The organism is Micromonospora sp. NPDC018662 (assembly GCF_044391475.1).
In the GTDB taxonomy this organism is placed as follows: domain Bacteria; phylum Actinomycetota; class Actinomycetes; order Mycobacteriales; family Micromonosporaceae; genus Micromonospora.
The window spans coordinates 120,363-137,060 of sequence record NZ_JBISAC010000002.1 but is presented as its reverse complement, the minus strand read 5'-3'; the positions used below and the strand labels follow the sequence as shown (position 1 = coordinate 137,060).

General features: G+C 75.0%; 14 protein-coding genes. 5 read left to right on the top strand and 9 right to left on the bottom strand.

The annotated features are described in order from the left end of the window. The first annotated feature begins 38 nt into the window (after positions 1-38). The 3 genes from ACH495_RS05915 (at position 39) to ACH495_RS05905 (ending at position 6,162) form a co-directional block, all read left to right on the top strand. Positions 39-3,608 (top strand): SCO7613 C-terminal domain-containing membrane protein, encoded by a 3,570-nt coding sequence (locus ACH495_RS05915; protein WP_396856636.1) that lies wholly within the window; start codon positions 39-41, stop codon positions 3,606-3,608. A 137-nt stretch (positions 3,609-3,745) separates the two neighbouring features. Then, positions 3,746-4,798 carry a fatty acid desaturase family protein gene (locus tag ACH495_RS05910; RefSeq protein WP_396856635.1) on the top strand — a complete coding sequence of 351 codons (1,053 nt, stop codon included), beginning with the start codon at positions 3,746-3,748 and terminating at the stop codon, positions 4,796-4,798. A 212-nt stretch (positions 4,799-5,010) separates the two neighbouring features. After that, positions 5,011-6,162 carry an FHA domain-containing protein gene (locus tag ACH495_RS05905; protein ID WP_396856634.1) on the top strand — a complete coding sequence of 384 codons (1,152 nt, stop codon included), beginning with the start codon at positions 5,011-5,013 and terminating at the stop codon, positions 6,160-6,162. A gap of 63 nt (positions 6,163-6,225) precedes the next feature. On the opposite strand, the gene rocD is transcribed toward ACH495_RS05905, so the two are convergent. The 7 genes from rocD to ACH495_RS05870 all read right to left on the bottom strand — a co-directional run bounded on the left by rocD (position 6,226) and on the right by ACH495_RS05870 (position 12,836). Next, entirely contained in the window at positions 6,226-7,440 is a 1,215-nt protein-coding gene (gene rocD, locus ACH495_RS05900; RefSeq protein ID WP_396857319.1) for an ornithine--oxo-acid transaminase, read from the bottom strand. Next, positions 7,440-8,255 carry a dimethylargininase gene (gene ddaH, locus ACH495_RS05895; RefSeq protein ID WP_396857318.1) on the bottom strand — a complete coding sequence of 272 codons (816 nt, stop codon included), beginning with the start codon at positions 8,253-8,255 and terminating at the stop codon, positions 7,440-7,442. Before ddaH ends, rocD begins: the two co-directional genes overlap by 1 nt. Positions 8,256-8,842: 587 nt before the next feature. Next, a complete protein-coding gene (locus ACH495_RS05890) occupies positions 8,843-9,700 on the bottom strand; it encodes a thrombospondin (protein ID WP_396856633.1) in 858 nt (285 codons plus the stop codon). A 200-nt stretch (positions 9,701-9,900) separates the two neighbouring features. Beyond that, a complete protein-coding gene (locus tag ACH495_RS05885) occupies positions 9,901-11,385 on the bottom strand; it encodes an RICIN domain-containing protein (RefSeq protein ID WP_396856632.1) in 1,485 nt (494 codons plus the stop codon). Positions 11,386-11,390: 5 nt separating this feature from the next. Beyond that, complete coding sequence (locus ACH495_RS05880; protein ID WP_396856631.1) at positions 11,391-12,128, bottom strand: cellulose binding domain-containing protein; 738 nt, start codon at positions 12,126-12,128, stop codon at positions 11,391-11,393. Between the two features lie 207 nt (positions 12,129-12,335). Further along, a complete protein-coding gene (locus tag ACH495_RS05875; RefSeq protein WP_396856630.1) occupies positions 12,336-12,548 on the bottom strand; it encodes a GntR family transcriptional regulator in 213 nt (70 codons plus the stop codon). 21 nt (positions 12,549-12,569) lie between these two features. After that, positions 12,570-12,836, bottom strand: coding sequence for a hypothetical protein (locus ACH495_RS05870; protein WP_396856629.1), 267 nt, complete (start codon positions 12,834-12,836; stop codon positions 12,570-12,572). Between the two features lie 119 nt (positions 12,837-12,955). Here ACH495_RS05870 and ACH495_RS05865 point away from each other — a divergent pair, with 119 nt between their 5' ends. Both ACH495_RS05865 and ACH495_RS05860 read left to right on the top strand, forming a co-directional pair. After that, positions 12,956-13,471: a hypothetical protein gene (locus ACH495_RS05865; RefSeq protein ID WP_396856628.1), complete on the top strand. Its 516-nt coding sequence runs from the start codon at positions 12,956-12,958 to the stop codon at positions 13,469-13,471. A gap of 15 nt (positions 13,472-13,486) precedes the next feature. Beyond that, complete coding sequence (locus ACH495_RS05860; RefSeq protein WP_396856627.1) at positions 13,487-14,296, top strand: Fpg/Nei family DNA glycosylase; 810 nt, start codon at positions 13,487-13,489, stop codon at positions 14,294-14,296. Between the two features lies 1 nt (position 14,297). On the opposite strand, the gene ACH495_RS05855 is transcribed toward ACH495_RS05860, so the two are convergent. Together ACH495_RS05855 and ACH495_RS05850 are read right to left on the bottom strand one after the other, a co-directional pair. Continuing rightward, positions 14,298-15,245: an aminoglycoside phosphotransferase family protein gene (locus ACH495_RS05855; RefSeq protein WP_396856626.1), complete on the bottom strand. Its 948-nt coding sequence runs from the start codon at positions 15,243-15,245 to the stop codon at positions 14,298-14,300. Continuing rightward, a complete protein-coding gene (locus ACH495_RS05850) occupies positions 15,242-16,663 on the bottom strand; it encodes a WGR domain-containing protein (protein WP_396856625.1) in 1,422 nt (473 codons plus the stop codon). The genes ACH495_RS05855 and ACH495_RS05850 overlap by 4 nt, the downstream gene beginning before the upstream one ends. Positions 16,664-16,698: the final 35 nt, after the last annotated feature.

Below are 16,698 nucleotides of genomic sequence, written 5' to 3'. Positions count from 1 at the left end.
CTCTGTCGGCCCGCCCGGCCACCGGCGAGGCTGGCCAGGTGGAGAACACCGGCTACCCCTGCCCCGGTTGCGGCGCCCCGGCCGACCTCGTCGCCGGCTGCCGCGGCTGCGGCCGCCCGCCCTACCCGCCCGCCGCCGAGGTGGTCCGGCTGGACCGGGAGATCGCCGCGCTGACCCCGCGGGTGGACGCGGCCCGGCTCGCGTACCAGGAACTGGCCGGCCGGCTGTCCACGGCCCGGCAGCGGCGGGCGGCGCTGGCGGCCCGGATCCGCCTGGAGATCCCCGCGCCGCGCCCGGTCGCCGCGGCGGTGCCGCCGCAGCCGGTGCGACCGGCGCCGCCGGTTGGCGTGCCGGCCCGTGCCGGCGGCGCGGAGACGTCCACCCGGGCCGTGCAGGGCCTGCTCTTCGTCCTCGGTGGACTGCTGCTCGGCACCGCCGCGATCGTCTTCACCGCGGTCGCCTGGGCCGCGTTCGGGGTGGCCGGCCGGGCGCTGATCCTGCTCGCCGTCACCGTGCTGGCGCTCGCCGCGCCGCTGCTGGCCCGGGCGCGCGGGCTGCGCGGCACCGCCGAGACGATCGCCGCGGTGGGGCTGCTGCTGGTGCTCCTCGACGGGTACGCCGCCTGGTCGGTGGACCTGTTCGGGGTGGCCGGCTGGCCGGGCAGCCGGTACGCCGCGCTGGTCGCGGCCGTCAGCACCGCAGTGGCGGCCGGGTACGGGCGACTCAGCCGCCTGACCGCGCCGTGGTTCGCGGCGTGGCTGGCCGCCCAACCGGTGCTGCCGCTGGCGGTGGCGGCGGCCCGGCCGGCGGCGGCCGGGTGGGCGCTGGTGCTGACCGTGCTGGCGCTCGGTGACCTGGCGGTGGTGGTCGCCCTGCGCCGCCGGACCGCCCGTGCCGGCGGCGCGCGTCTGGGGGGCGGCGCCGGCACGGGCCCGGCCGGCGGGACGCTCTGGGCCGGGCAGGTGCTGGGCTGGCTCGGGCACGGCGCGGCGCTGGCCCTGGCCGCCGGCTTCGCGCTGGTGCCGCTGGCGGTCGGCCGCGCGGCCGGTACCCCGCTGCTGGCCGGCGGTCCGCTGCTGGTGGTGGCGCTCGCCCTGGTCGTGGGCGCGCTCGCGGCCGGCGGCCGGGTGTGGCGCGCGGTGACGGCCGGGCTGCTGGTGCCGGTGCTCGCCGTCGCGCTGGTGCGCCCGGTCGCCGCCGCGCGCCCCGGCCTGCTGCTGCTCGCGGCCGGGCTCGTGGTGGCGGTGCTGGCCGGTGCGGTCCGGGCGTTGCCGGCGCGGCTGCGCACCGGGCCCCGGGTGGGCGCGCTCGTGGTGGCCGCCGGGCTGGGACAGGTCGCCGTCGTGCTGACCGGGGTGGTGGCCGCGGCGACCGCGGTCGCCGCGTTCCGGGCCGGTCCGGGCGGGTCCGTCCCGTCGTGGGGCTGGCAGCTACCGCCCGCGCTGCTGCTGGTGGCCGGCGCGGTGGCGCTGCTGACGCCCCGGGCCGGCCGGCCGCTGGTCGGGACGGTCGCCGCCGGGCTGACCGTCCTCGCCGCGCCGGCCGTGGGGGGCACGCCGTGGCCGGTGGTGCTGGTCGCCGACCTCGCGGTGGCCGCCGCGCTGCTGCTGGGCGCCGTGGCCCGGCCGCGCGGTGGCCGGGTCACCGTGCCGGTCGCCGCGTCGACCGGCGCGCTCCTGGCCGGGCACGCGCTGCTGGTCGGCTGTGCCGAGCCGGCCGGCGTGGTCGCGGTGCTCGCGGTGACGGCCGTACTCGGCGTGCCGGTGGCCGCGCTCGGCCGGCGGGGGTCGGGGGCGCAGCCGGTCGTCGCCGGGGTGGCGCTGGCCGTGGCGCTGCTCGCCGTACCGGCGGCGGTGGCCGTCGCGCTGCTCGGCCTGGGCGCGCCGCCCTGGTGGCAGATGCGGGGCGCGACGGCCGCCGTCGTGGTGCCGGTGGTCGCCGTGCTCGCGGTCCGTCGCCGGTGGCCCGACCTGACCGGGTACGCCTCGACGGGGCTCGCGGTGGCGCTCGCCGCGGTCGGCCTCGTGCCGCTGGTCGGGCCGGGCCAGGAACCGGTGGCGCTCTACGCGGTGGCGGGAGTGCTGCTGGCGCTGGCCGCCGGCGGCGGGACCCGGCCGGCGTACGCCCCGCGGGCGGTGGGCGTGGCGCTGGCCGGGCTGGCCCTGCTGGCCGCCGCTCCGGGCGCGCTGGCGGTGCTGGGGGGCCTGCCGGTGCGGCCCTGGTCGGGGGTGCCCGCCGGCACGGCGGCCCCGGCGGAGGCGGCCCGGGCCGGGCTGGCGCTGCTGCTCCTGGGCGCCGCCGCGGCGGCGTACGCCCGGATCGTGACGCCGGCCGGCCGGCGCCGGCCGGTGCTGGTGGCGTTGCCGTTCGGCGCGGTGGCCGTGCCGGTGCTGCTGGCGGCGGCCGGCACGCCCTGGCCGGTGGTGCCGGCGGTGGCGTTCGGCACCGGTCTCGCCGCGCTGCTGACCGCCGCCACGGCGGGGGCGCGTCCGGTGTCGACGGTGGGCCCGGCGGGTGCGCGGGCGGCGTCGGCCCCGGGTTGGTGGTTGCCGGTGCTGGTGCTGTCGGGGGCGGTGCTCGGCGGGTTCGGGTTCGGCGGCCTGGTCGCCACCCGGGCGGGGACGCTGGCCGGGCTGGGGGCGCTGGTGGTGGCCGGTGCGGTGGCGGGCGTGGCGGGGCGGTCGGGCGCGGTCCGGCTCGCCGGCTGGCTGGGCGCGGTGGCCGCGGCCACCGGCTTCGCGGTCACCGCGCCGCTGGCCGGTGATCTGCCGCTGCGTACCGCCGGTTTCGCGGTGCTGGCCGTCGCGGCGGTGACCCTGCACGCGGCGCCGGCCCTGCGGTCCACCCCCCGGTTCGTCGATCTTGGACTTGTGGTCGTTCGCAAAAGGCGCGATCCCGACATCATGGGCGCCACAACTCCAAGATCGACGCGGTGGGCGTCGGCGTCGGCGGGGGCGGCGCTGGAGGGGGCGGCGCAGGCGGTGGCGCTGCTCGCGCTGCTGCTCACCGGCGGTGCGTTGCGCTACGCGGCGGCGATCTGCGTGCTGTGGGGCGCGGTCGTGGCGGTCCGGGTGCTGCGCCGTGGTGAGACGCCGGCCCGGCGCACCGGCCTCGCGGCGGTCGCGGGCGGCAGTGAGCTGCTCGGCGGTTGGCTGCTGCTGGCGGCCGGCGGGGTGGCGGTGCTGGAGGCGTACACGGTGCCGGCGGCGGTGCTCGCCCTCGGCGCGGGCCTGCTGGCGCTGCGGCGTCGACCCGGGCTGACGAGCTGGCTGGCGCTCGGCCCGGGGCTCGGCGCGGCGCTGCTGCCCAGCCTGGTCTCGGTGCTGGCCGCACCGGACCCGCAGCCGCTGCGCCGGCTGGCGCTCGGCCTGGTGGCGCTCGGCGCCGTGCTGGGCGGCGCGGCCCGCCGTTGGCAGGCGCCGGTGGTGCTGGGCGCGGCCACGCTGGTGCCGCTGGCGCTGCACGAGCTGGCCCGGAGCTGGGACCTGCTGCCCCGCTGGATCTTCCTCGCGCTGGGCGGTCTGGCGCTGATCGGCCTGGCCGCCACGTACGAGCGGCGCCGACGCGACCTGGCCCGGCTCCGCGCCGCCGTCACCCGGCTGACCTGACCGCACCCCGCCGGGGTGGGGTCAACCCCACCGAGGGTTCGGGGGATGACGGGATTACCGAGGGCCACGGATTTCGGCAGGATGGTCACCGAGGGTCACGGTCGGCGTGACTACCGGCAACCGAGGAGCGATGGCGAATGAGTTCTTCGACGGTGGCGGCACCGCAGGGCCGGCGGGGCAGCGACTACGCACGCCTGTCCCGCCGGGTCGCCGAGGCCGGGCTGTTCGACCGGCGACCGGGGCGGTACGCGGTCCGCATCGCGCTCACCCTGGGCGCCTTCCTGGCCGGCTGGGTGCTGGTGGTGGCCGTCGGCGATTCCTGGTGGCAACTGCCGCTGGCGGTCGGGATGGCGGTGGCGACCACCCAGGTGGCGTTCCTCGGGCACGACGCCGGGCACCGGCAGATGTTCCGCCGGCGCGGGCCGAGCGAGGTGGCCGGCCTGGTCGCCGGGAACCTCGCGGTCGGGCTCAGCTACGGCTGGTGGGTGGACAAGCACAACCGGCACCACGCCAACCCGAACCACGCCGACGAGGACCCGGACGTCGGCGCGGGCGCGTTGGTCTGGACGTACGAGCAGGCGCTGGCGACCCGGGGCGTGGGCCGGTGGATGGCCCGCCACCAGGCGTGGCTGTTCTTCCCGCTGCTGCTGCTGGAGGGGCTGGCGCTGCACGTGGCGAGCATCCGGGCGTTGGCCGACCGGCAGCCGGACGGCCGGTGGCGGGTCCCGGTGCGGCACCGGGCGGTGGAGGCGACGCTGCTCGCGGCGCACACCGCCGGCTACGTCGGCCTGCTGCTCGTGGTGATGTCACCGGGCAAGGCGCTGCTCTTCGCCGCCGTGCACCAGGGGCTCTGGGGCCTCTACATGGGGTGCGCGTTCGCCCCGAACCACAAGGGCATGCCGATGCCCACCGCCGACGACGGGCTCGACTACCTGCGCAAGCAGGTGCTCACCGCCCGCAACGTGCGCGGCGGCCGGTTCGTCGACGTGGCGCTGGGCGGCCTCAACTACCAGATCGAGCACCACCTGTTCCCGAACCTGCCGCGCGCCAACCTGCGCCGGGCCCGCCCGCTGGTCCGGGCCTACTGCGCCGAGCAGGGCATCCCGTACGCGGAGACCGGGCTGATCGAGTCGTACCGCCAGGGGTTGGCGCACCTGCACGAGGTGGGGCGACCGCTGCGCGCGGGCTGAGCCGGGCGGGCCGGGCGGGGGTGTCGAGGGGTGTCCCCACCCGGGCCGGCCGGTGGCGTACGCCGCTTCCGGCGTGCGTCGGAACGCCGCCGTCGGACGCGGCCGGTAGGGTCGTCGCAGTGGTGGGACGGGCGCGTCACCCCGGTGACGCGCGGCGCGGCGGGCGAGAAGGCCCCGACCGGGTCAAGCGACGACATCGTGCGGAGCGCGGCATGAGATTCGAGATCAGCAAGGTGCTGGACGCCATCGAGGGGCGGGTCTGCACCGACCCGTCGCTGGCGCGGGCCGTGGTCGACCTGGCCGAGGTGATCCGCTGGCAGAACCTGGACGGCGGCCGGCCGGCCAGCCTGCTGCGGCTCGGGATGGTGATCGACGCGTTGTCCCGGCAGATCGGCGAGGACAGCGTCCAGGTCTACGCGATCGTGCACCGGGCGCTGCTGTCCGACGCCGACCTGACCTCCAACGAGCGGATGGTGGTCCGCCGCTGGGCCGACGACGGCCTGGTGGAGGTGCTCGACCAGCCCGGTGACCGGCTGCTGGAGGTGGCCGACCTGCTCGGCCTGCCGGTGCTCACCCGGGCCCGGCTGGACGGGCTCGTCGGCCGCTATCCGTGGCTCGGCCAGGCCGGCCGGGTGCTCGCGCCGGTGCCCGGCGCCGGCGGCCCGGTCTTCATCGCGCACGTCGGCGGCGGCCAGGACCCGGTCACCGGCAGCCGCTCACCGGCCGGCGTCAAGCTGCTCTCCCGGCAGTGGCGCTGCCCTGAGCCGGGCTGCGCGTTGTTCGGCGGCGGTGGCGGTGGCGGCGCGTTCGCCGACCTGGCCGGGATCGACCGGGCCCCGTCCGAGCAGCCGCCGCCCACGCTGCGCACCGGCGCGCCCACCTGCCCCCGGCACGGCGCGCGCCTCTCGGACGCCGGGCAGCGCCCGCGCGCCGAGGTGCTGGCGGTGCGGATCGGCGGGCTGGTGCGGAAGCGGTTCGTGCTCACCGAGACCGAGCCGGTGGCGGTCGGGCGGGCCCCGGACGGCCCCGGCGGCGTGACGCTCGGCCAGTGGCTCAACGACGAGGCCCGCCGCTGGATCAGCCGCAGCCACGTCCGGTTCGACCTGGGGCGCGGCGGTGAGGTGGTGGTCACCGACACCAGCACCAACGGCTCCGGCATCCGGCCGGGCGGGTCGATGGTCGAGACGGAGCGGATCCCGCTGCCGCCGCAGCAGTCCCGCGCGCTGGGCGAGGGCGACCTGATCGAGCTCTACCCGGGCGTGCAGATCGGGCGGGCCGCCGAGACGGCCAGCGACGCCACCTACACCCCGAACTCGGTGATGGCCGAGGCCCCGACCATGGCGATGCGGCTGCCGCGCCCCTGAGCCCACGTGCGCGAAAGGGCGCCGGGACCGTCGTGGTCCCGGCGCCCTTCTTCGCGTACGGCGTCAGCCGGCCAGCACGGCGGCGAGCTGCGCCACCGCGTGGTCGATCTCGTCGGCGGTGATCACCAGCGGCGGGGCGAGCCGGATGGTCGAACCGTGGGTGTCCTTGGCCAGCACCCCACGCTCCATCAGCCGCTCGCACGCCTGCCGGCCGCTCATCAGCCCCGGGTCGATGTCGACGCCGGCCCAGAGGCCGCGCACCCGGACCGCGACGAGACCCTTGCCGAGCAGCGCCTCCAGGCCGGTCTTCAGCCGCTCGCCCAGCTCGGCGGAGCGCCGCTGGAACTCACCGGTGGCGAGCAGCCGGACCACCTCGGTGGCGACCGCGCAGGCCAGCGGGTTGCCGCCGAACGTCGAGCCGTGCTGGCCGGGCTGGAGCACGCCGAGCACGTCGGCGTTCGCGGCGACCGCGGAGACCGGCACGATGCCGCCGCCGAGCGCCTTGCCGAGCAGGTACATGTCCGGGACGACGCCCTCCAGGTCGCAGGCGAACGTCGCGCCGGTGCGGCCCAGCCCGGACTGGATCTCGTCGGCGACGAAGAGCACGTTGCGCTCGGTGCACAGCTCGCGGACCCCGGGCAGGTAGCCCTCCGGCGGCACCACGACGCCCTGCTCGCCCTGGATCGGCTCCAGCAGCACGGCCACCGTGTTCTCGTCGATCGCCTCGGTCAGCGCGGCCAGGTCGCCGTAGGGGACCACGGTGAAGCCCGGAGTGTACGGCCCGAAGTCGGCCCGCGCGTCCTCGTCGGTGGAGAAGCTGACGATGGTGGTGGTGCGGCCGTGGAAGTTCCCCTCCGCCACCACGATGTTGGCCTGGCCCGGGGTGACGCCCTTGACCTGGTAGCCCCACTTGCGGGCGACCTTGATGCCGGTCTCCACCGCCTCGGCGCCGGTGTTCATCGGCAGCACCAGCTCCTTGCCGCAGAGCGCGGCCAGCTCCCGGCAGAAGTCGGCGAACTGGTCGTGGATGAACGCGCGGCTGGTCAGCGTGAGCCGGTCGAGCTGGGCGTGCGCGGCCTCGATCAGCTTCGGGTGCCGGTGGCCGAAGTTCAGCGCCGAGTAGCCGGCCAGGCAGTCCAGGTAGCGGCGGCCGTCCACGTCGGTCAGCCAGGCGCCCTCCGCCGAGGAGATCACCACGGGCAGCGGGTGGTAGTTGTGCGCCGTGTGGCGCTCCGCGTCCCGGACCGCGGAGGGCGTCCGCAGCATGTCGTCGATGATCACTTGATTGCCTTTCCCTGACGGAGTCGCAACGTGCAGCACTTCGGTCCGCCGCCGGCCTTACGCAGCTCGGACAGGTCGATCCCGATGGTCTCGTAACCCCGGTCGCGCAGCTTCGCGGCCAGGTCGGTGGCCTGCGCCGGCAGCACCACGTGCCGGCCGTCGCTCACCGCGTTCAGGCCCAGCACCTCGGCGTCGGCCATGGTGGCGTGGATCGCGTCCGGGAAGAGCCGGCGCAGCACCGCCCGGCTGCCCGCCGAGAACGCCTCCGGCAGGTACGCCACGGTCCGCTCGTCGAGCACGGTCAGCGCGGTGTCCAGGTGGTAGAAGCGGGGGTCCACGAGCTGCATGGTGACCACCGGGTAGCCGAAGACCTCCTGGAGCTGCGCGTGCGAGGCGTGCGCGGTGCGGAACCCGGTGCCGGCGAGCAGGTGGTCGCCGACCAGCAGGACGTCGCCCTCGCCCTCGTTCACGTGCTTCGGGTCGTGCATCTCGAAGCCGGCGGCCTCGAACCAGGCCCGGTAGGCCGGCGCCTCGTCGGCGCGCTGCGGGTCACGGAACTGCACCGCCATGGCCTTGTCGTCGATCACCGTGCCGCCGTTGGCCGCGAACACCATGTCCGGCAGGCCGGCGACCGGGTCGATCAGCTCGACGTCGTGGCCCAGGTCGAGGTACGTCTGGTGGAGCTGCTCCCACTGCCGGATCGCCAGGTCGGCGTCGACCGGGGCGGTGGGGTCCATCCACGGGTTGATCGCATAGTCGACGGCGAAGTACGTCGGCCGGCACATCAGGAAGCGCTGGCGGGTGGCGTCCATCGTCATGTGGTGCTCCCAGGGTCGGGCGCGCCCGGCCACGGTCGGCCCACGGGCTGGCGCCGTGGTTCAACCGTATGCGGCCCGGGGCGTCGACTTCCACCGTGGGAACTTGCGTTGAGCAGCGAATCGTTGCGTCTACCGGCTCCGGTCCGGCCGATCGTTGCGTCTACGCGCTCCGTGTCCGTTCGGCTCCCGCCCCACCGCCACCACGGCGACCCGGCGTCGCTTCGACGCGCCTCTCGACTCTGCCGTGCGCCCCGGCATCCCGCCCACTCCCGCCATCAGAGACGAACGTTCCACCCCTTGAGATACCCGGAGATCTTGGTACGGTTCGGCCCCTCTGGGGGCCATTTCGTACCAAGATCTCGGGCCGCTCGGGAGCAGGTGCCGCTCGGCCGGTGGCGTCCGACGGCAGCGGGTGCGATCGCGGGGCGCGTCGGGCGGGGCGGGAAAAAACACTTCGGGGGGCGGCGAATCGCCGCCCCCCGAAAGGGTGTTGCCCTGCCGGTGAACCACCGGAGCTGCCCGGTGAACCACCGGAGCTCTTATCGGGCTGCCGGTCGCTGCCGGCGATCGAAAATGTGCCCTCAGAATCGATCGATAAACTGTGAATCAAGCCACTCACGGAACCGGCCCACCCACTCGCCGTCCGTGGTCGGCCAGTCGAACTGGCCGGTCATCGCCACGACGCCGAGCACCACGGCGGCCAGGCCGACCATGATGCCGATCAGCGCGTCGGTCTTCCCGGCCACGTGCCGGCGTCGGGTGGCGATCAGACCCAGCACCGCGAGCACCGCGCCGACCGCGCCGAGCCCGATGCCGTAGCCGGCCAGCGTGCCGGAGAGCACGAAGAGCGCGCCGACCACGGACACGATCAGACCGAGCGTGGCGAGCAGGCTGGCGCGCGGCTTCTTCGTCAGCTCCGGGTCGATTTCCCGGTCGGGGCGACCGTCGCCGTCCAGGTCGACGGGACGGTCCGCGTGGCCGTCCCGGTCCAGGTCGACGGCGCGATCCGGGCGACCGTCCCGGTCCGGGTCGACGGCGCGGCCGTCCCCGTTCAGGTCGACGGTCTGCTCCCGGGTGGGTTCCGGGTCGACGGTCCGGGTGTTCCGGCCCAACGGCCGGCTGGTCACCGCCCGGGCCGAGGCGGCCCGGGCGGCCGCCCGCCGCTCCGCCTCGCCGGTGCGCGGCACGGTCTCGACGCGCCCGTCGCCGACCGGTCCGGCGTCGGCGACCGGCCTGGTCTCGCCGACCGGCCTCGCGTCGGCGACCGGCCTCGCGTCGCCGACCGGCCCGGCGTCGGCGGCACGCTCCGCGTCGGTGGCGGTCGCGCCGCTGCGGTACGTGGTCCGCGCCGCGTCGCGGTCGGTCACCACCGGTTGGCCGGCCGTTCCGTCCGCGACCGGGTTCTCGTCGCGGGCGTCCACGACACCGTCGCCGTTCACATCGGTACTGCGCGCCGGAGAGTTCCGGCGGGACAAGATGTTCACCTTGGCACCTCCTGATGCAGGCGCGGAGGCCGCGCATGACAGTGAGGAGGTACCCAGGCATGCGGAAGTCGACACCCGGCGACGGAACCGGGCGCCACCCGGCCGGCGTCGTGCCGGCCGAGGGCGGGCCCGGTCACGTCACGCGGGCGTCGTCGTCAGGACTGGGTACGTGACCACTGCTGGTTGGTCCCACTGCCGCAGGTGTACTGCTGGACGTCCGCGCCGTCGCCGGTGCCGGCGTTGACCACGTCCAGGCACTTGCCGCTGTGCCGGGCCCGGAGCTGGAACCAGCTGCCGGTCGCGGCCCACTGCCACTGCTGGTTGGCGCCCCCGCCGCAGGTGTACTGGATGACGTTGGCGCCGTCGGCGGTGGACGCGTCGGCGACGTCGAGACACTTGCCGCTGTTGGCGTTGACCAGCCGGAACCAGCCGCCGCCGGCGTCCTGGAACTCCCACCGCTGGTTGCCGCCACCGTTCCACGCCCACTGCTTGACCTCGGCATTGTTCGCCGTGGAGCTGCCGATCACGTCCAGCACCCGGCCGCTGTGCCGGGCGGTGACCCGGTAGGAGACGGGCGCGTCGCCGGTGACCGTCCCGGTGGCCGTGTCGATGGTGACGGACGGGTACCAGGTCAGGCTCATGCTGGTGCTGGTCGGGAACGAGATCGGCAGCCACACGTACTGCGAGTCGTTGACCGGCCCGCCCCAGGCCCCCGCCCACCGGTCACCCAGGTAGAGGTAGCTGGTGGTGGCGGTGCCCTGGATCGGCAGCACGAAGGCGGGCTGGGAGCTGAACGTGGTGCCGTTGCCCACGTCGGTCCAGCCGCTCCACGGTCCCGAGATGCTCGGCGCGGTCGCGTACCGGGCCTGGTTCGGGCTCCAGCCCGTCGCGCCCGAGGTCAGCAGGAAGTACGTGCTGCCCCGCTTGAACATCGCGGGCGCCTCGCGGTGCGCGCCGTCCCAGAAGTTGCCCACCAGGCCGGCGACGTTGAGGTAGTCCGACGTGAGCCGGTAGATGTTCAGGTCGTAGTTGTCGTCGGCCGCCGAGATCATGTACGCGGTGCCGTTGTCGTTGTAGAGCGTGATGTCCCGCGACATGTGCTGCCCGAGCGGCCGGAAACTGCCGTGGTAGGTGTAGTTGCCGTCCACGGTGGCCGACGACGCGACGGCGGCCCGCGCCTCGTTGTAGTCGGACCCGTTCTCCTTGTGCATCCACATCACGAACCGGCCGGTGCCGGCGTTGTAGATGACCTTCGGCCGCTCGATGTTGGCGCCCCGCAGCTCGGTGGCCGACGACGGGGTGAGCACGTTGTTGCGGAACTCCCAGGTGCGCAGGTCCGTGGAGCGGTAGACGGAGACCGCCCGGAACGTGTTGTCCGGGTTACGGTTCTCGCCGAACCAGTAGTAGTAGTTGTCGACCTTGAGGACGCCGCCGCCGTGGGCGTGCACCACCGCGCCGCTCGTGTCGGTGAACTGGGTGCCGTTGGTGACGGTCACCGGCGCCGCCAGCGCGCCCGTGGCCGGCCCGACCAGCACCGTCGCGACGGCCACGGTGAGCGCCGCCAGGGCCGCCCCGAGTCGTCCGCCCCGGCTCATCCGGTCGTTCCCGCCGTGGGGGACCGCCCGATCCGTCGACCGCATGCCGGTCACCGACCGCAGACCGGCGAGATGCCGGCGGACGCGCTGCTGGCGGCCACCAGCACGCCGAACGTGGTCGAGCCGCCCGGCGCCAGCGTCCCGTTCCAGGAGGCGTTGCGAACCACGACGTTCTCGCCGGTACGCACCGCCGCCCCGCCCCAGATCGACTCGATGCGCTCGTCACCGGTCCACCGCCACGAGACGGCCCAGCCGGCGGTGGGGTCGGTCCCGGTGTTGCGCACGGTGACCGTGGCGACGAAGCCGCCGTACCACCGACTGTCGATGGTGACCGTCGCGGTGCATGTCGACGTCGGCAGCGTCCGCGCCGGTCCACCGATGAAGTACGGGTCGCGCGTGCCGTGCGTGTCGCTGAACCGGAACCAGTAGTCGGTGTCCGGGGTCAGCCCGCCGACGGTCACCGTCCCGGACCGCTCCGGCCCGGTAACGGCCTCGGCCACCGGATTACGCCACCCGGTGGCGTCCTCGCGGCTGGTGAAGAGGCTGACGACCAGCGGCGGGTCGTAACCGCAGGGCGGGCTGAGCAGCATCGAGTAGCTGATGGTGAGGCTGGTGGTGGTGGCGCCGGTCACCTGGCCGCCGACCGGCAGCGCCGGCGGGCACGCCAGCGTCGGGGTGGGCGCGGGCGTCATCATGGGGGTGGCGGGCGACCGGGCGGCGCCGGTCGAGGCGGCCAGGCCGGTCAGCGTGAGGGCGGCGGCCAGGGCCGCGCCGAGGGTACGAATCATCTGCGCTCCTGAGCTGAGCTGCGGGCCCCGTGGCGCGATCGGCGGCACGGCGGACTGCCGGAGAGGACTGCCCGGCGCCGGGTGACACACCACCCCGCGCGTCACTCTCCTGCTGGGTCGAGCGGCTCGCACCGGCTCCCGAGCGCGAACTCCAGCCAGTCTGGCATTCGACAGACGTCGATTCAATGACGTCCCGCGCTGCGGCCGCTACCGCTGCTCAGCGACGAAGGTTCCCCGTGCGTGCACGGTGATGACGAGACCGCGATCCCGCAGCTCACGCATCGCCATCCGCACGGTTCCCCGGGCTACGCCGTAGGTCTGCTGCAAGTGGAGTTCACTCGGCAGCGGCTGCCCCGGACGCAACGTGCCCTCTTCGATCTGCTTGGCAAGCAGGTCCGCCAACTGCCGGTAGAGCGGCACGTTGCTGAGTGGGCTGGCCACCTAGTCGGGCGCGATGCCGTGGGAGCGGAGAATCTGGCGTACGCGCTCACGCGTGTAACCGGTGACCCGCACGATGTCGACCTGTCGCATGCCGGCCCGGGACGCCTCAGCGATGGCGGTGGCGAGTTGATCGCGTGCCTCGGTGACCTTCTCCCGATCCTCGGCCGCGCGCTGGGCGGAGGCGGCGGCGGTCGCCTGCGCCATGTGAAACGCGCGCACCGCATCCGCTAGTCGGTTGGCCATGCCGTAGATGATCTCATCGGCCAAGTGGTGCGTGACTTCCGCGATTCTTGTTTGGCCAAACATGCACCAGTAAGTTAGCTTCAGGAGGCCAAATAAACGCCGATGACTTGGCATGATGTCAGACCGCCCCGAGGAGGCGACCCGTGAGGACGCTACCCACCCTGCCCGACTGCGGAGCACCGGCGACCGTGCGGATCGAGGTGTACACGACGGATTCGCTGGACGCCTGCGCGTACACCTGCGCGGCGCACACCGCGCAGGCCACCGCCGCGATCGGCGGAGCCGGGCTGGACGCGTACCCGACCGGTTTGGGGCCCGGGGTGTCGCGGCCCTGCGGGCACGTGTTCGTCTATCCGACCGGCGCGCTCGCCGCCCCCGACGACCTGGCCCACCCGCGGTGGTGCGACCGGGACCGGTGCCGGCTCCGCGGCCGACACCGGTCCCGTGCCCGCCGGGTGGACACCGACCGCTCGGAGGCGTCCGTCGTCGAGGTGGGGCTGGTGCGGGCGCTGCATCCCGCCGCCGAGACGATGGTGAACCTGAGCGGCGCGGCGTCCGCGGTGGTGTTGTCGATCGGGCAGGCGCGGGTGCTGCGATACCGCCTGGCCCACCTGCTCGACCTGACGGCGGTCAGCCCCGGCAGGGGTGAGAACCGCTGACTACGCTTGGCACCCGTGCCAGAGGGACACTCCATCCACCGACTCGCCGCGCGCCACGCCGAGCTGTTCGCCGGCGACAAGGTGCACGCCGACAGCCCGCAGGGGCGCTTCGCCGAGGGCGCGGCGCGGCTCACCGGCACCGTCCTGGACGGCACCGAGGCGTACGGCAAGCACCTGCTGCACCACTACGCCGGCGAGTTGACGCTGCACGTGCACCTCGGGCTGTACGGCAAGTTCGCCGACGGGCCGGGGGAGCCGCCGGCGCCGGTCGGCCAGGTCCGGTTGCGCCTGCACAGCGACCGCAACTGGTTGGAGCTGCGCGGGCCCACCGCGTGCGAACTGCTCACCCCGCCCGAGGTGGCGGCGCTGCGCGGCCGGCTCGGCCCGGACCCGCTGCGCGCCGACGCCGACCCGGACCGGGCGTACGCGCAGATCCGTCGCAGCCCCACCCCGCTCGCCGCGCTGCTGCTGGACCAGTCCGTGGTGGCCGGCACCGGGCTGATCTTCGTGACCGAGGCGCTGTTGCGCGCCGGGCTGCCGCCGCTGCTGCCCGGGCGGGAGCTGACGCCGGCCGGCTGGGCGGAACTCTGGGCGGACCTGGTGGCGCTGATGACCCGCGCGGTCGGGCGCGGCCGGATCGACACCGTGCGCGACGTGCACCTGCCGGAGGCCACCGGCCGGGCCCCGCGCGTCGACCGGCACGGCGGCGAGGTGTACGTCTACCGCCGCCCGGGCGCGCCCTGCCACGTCTGCGGCACCGCGGTGAGCCGGGGCACGCTCGCCGGCCGCAACCTCTACTGGTGCCCCACCTGCCAGGCCGGCTGAGTCAGCACTCGTCGAGCAGCCAGCGGGCCGTCTCGACGTTGCCGGTGAAGACCTGGTCACCGCCGATGCTCCAGGCCAGCGTCTGCCCGATCGCCCAGCCGCGGACCCGGGCCCGGTCCAGGCCCAGCTCGGTGCTGAGCCGGTCGAGCCGGTGCCGCACCGCCGCCGGGGAGTGACCCAGCTCGGCGCCCCGGACCAGGGGCACCACCGCGAACTCCCGCTCGCCGACCAGCGGCTTCGGGTCGATGACCAGCCACGGCTCGCGGCCGGCCGCCAGCACGTTGCCGGCGTGCAGATCCTGGTTGACCAGCACCTGCTCGCCCTGGTCCGGTGCCAGCTCGGCGAGCAGCCCGAGCGCGGCGTCGAGCAGCCGCCGCTCGTACGGCCGGTTGGTCCGCCGCCAGTTGGCCGGCATCCGCTCGGCCCAGCCGGCCGCCTCCTCGGCGAGCGGCGTGAACGGCGGGCCGGCCGGCACCGCGAGCCGGGGCAGCAGGTCGACCGCGGCGTCGAGCGCGGCGTCGGCCGCCAGCGTGTGCAGCGGTACGCCCGGGTCGCAGCGCTCGACCAGCAGCGCGCGACGGTCGGCGTCGTGGGCGAGCAGCCGGATCGCGCCCCGGCCCGCCCAGTGCGCCAGCGCGGTGGCCTCGTGGACGCTGTCGTCGTCCGGGTACTGCAGTTTCAGCACCGCCCGCGTGCCGTCCGGCAGCTCGGCCGGCACGGCCAGCGACGCGAACGCGTAGGCGAACGGCGGCCCGACGGCCGTCAGCTCCCACCGCGCCTCGCACTCCGCCAACCGGTCCGGCAGCTCCGCCAGCCACGCCCGCCCGAGCGGCGTCCGCTCGGTCCACCGCAACCCGTCCGGGATCTCCCACCGCATCCGGCCATCCTGGCCGAGCGCGGCGATCGGCGCCGCCCCGACCCCGGCGGGTCGGGCCGCGGCCGCGGTCACCGCAGCCGCCGGATGTCGCCGTACGCCCGGTAGAAGCCACCCCGGCCGGACTCGCGGACCTCGCTGACCAGGTAGCGGGCGCCGGGCTCCCGGATGCCCTTGGGGAACTGGACCGACCAGTCCCGCTGGTAGCCGTCGGAGAGGACGTGGACCCGCAGCCGGCCGCCGTGCTCGACGCACTGCACCACCACGCCGTCCCGGGCGTCGGTGGTGACCTCGACCGTGGCCCAGGCGGCCGGCTCGGGCAGCCGGGCCGGCGCCTTGACGTCCACCACCTCGGGCACGTCGCCGGCCTCGGCCGCCCGGATCGCCGCCTCGTCGGCGTCGATGCAGGCCAGGTGGCCGCTGGTGGTCACCACGTAGAGCCGCTGGTCGTGATACTGCATGGAGTACGCCGAGCCGCAGCCGGTGCCGAGCTTCCACAGCCGGTTGCCGGCCTCGTCGAAGCAGTAGATCGAGGAGGCGCTGTCCCCGGCGAAGACGTACCGGCCGTCCTCGGCGGTGGCGCAGGAGAAGACCGCGGCGTCACAGCGGTACGTCTGCTCGGCGCGGCCGTCCTTGCGCAGTCGCACCACCTCCCGGGTGCCGGTGCCGGCGAACACCGTGTCGCGCTCCTGCCAACCGAAGAGCACCGCGCCGGTGCCGGTGTGCCACAGCTCCCGCCCGGTGCGCCAGTCGTAGCCGGTGACCCCCTGCGAGTGGCCGTGGTAGAGCGCGTCGGCGTCGCAGCGCACCATCCAGGCGGACCGGCCACGCCCGGCCCGGCGCCAGAGGAACTCGTCCTCGTGGTCGAACGCGGCGACGCCGCCCTCGCGGTCGGAGACGCCGAGGACACCGTCGTGGATGTCCAGCCAGTAGATGTCGATCTCCGGTGCGATCGCGTACGCCGCCCGGGGCACCTTGCCGGAGAGGTCGTAGACATTGCCGTCGTCGCAGCCGGCGTAGACCCAGGCGTCGTCGGCGACGATGCACTTCACGCCGTCGGGGAGCCGGACCTGGTTCACCATCCGGGCGTCGTGGTCCAGCGTGGTGATCACGCCGTGCTCGTTGCCGACCATGCAGTGCCGCCCGTCCACGAAGATGCCGAAGGCGGGCGCGCCCGAGGCGTACCGCCAGAGGACCGGGGCGGTGCGGGCGGTGGAGCGGGTGCTCACGATCTCCCGGCGGGAGACCGGCCGCTTCCGGCGCACGCCGGGCACTGCCGGAGCGTAGCCCTTGCGGACCTTCTCGCCGATCTTCTTCGCCGCGGCGGCCCGGGCGCGGGCGTTGTCCGGGTAGGCGCTGGTCTTCACCTGGCCGTGGTCACCGATCCGTCCGAAGCGGACGGTCATCGCTGTGTCGTCGACCACCACCTCGTAGAACTTGTGGGCCGCACCATCCACTTCGGACAGTTCGAGGTAAGTCGTCTCCGCCGACAAGGGGACCTCCAAGGAAAGCGCCGAACCAGCAACGC

What these genes read in the sequence shown, in the direction of transcription:
- ACH495_RS05910 (WP_396856635.1), top strand. Translation starts at nt 3,746, where the DNA reads ATGAGTTCTTCGACGGTGGCGGCACCGCAGGGCCGGCGGGGCAGCGAC.
- ACH495_RS05905 (WP_396856634.1), top strand. Translation starts at nt 5,011, where the DNA reads ATGAGATTCGAGATCAGCAAGGTGCTGGACGCCATCGAGGGGCGGGTC.
- ddaH (WP_396857318.1), bottom strand. Translation starts at nt 8,255, where the DNA reads ATGGACGCCACCCGCCAGCGCTTCCTGATGTGCCGGCCGACGTACTTC.
- ACH495_RS05885 (WP_396856632.1), bottom strand. Translation starts at nt 11,385, where the DNA reads ATGCGGTCGACGGATCGGGCGGTCCCCCACGGCGGGAACGACCGGATG.
- ACH495_RS05880 (WP_396856631.1), bottom strand. Translation starts at nt 12,128, where the DNA reads ATGATTCGTACCCTCGGCGCGGCCCTGGCCGCCGCCCTCACGCTGACC.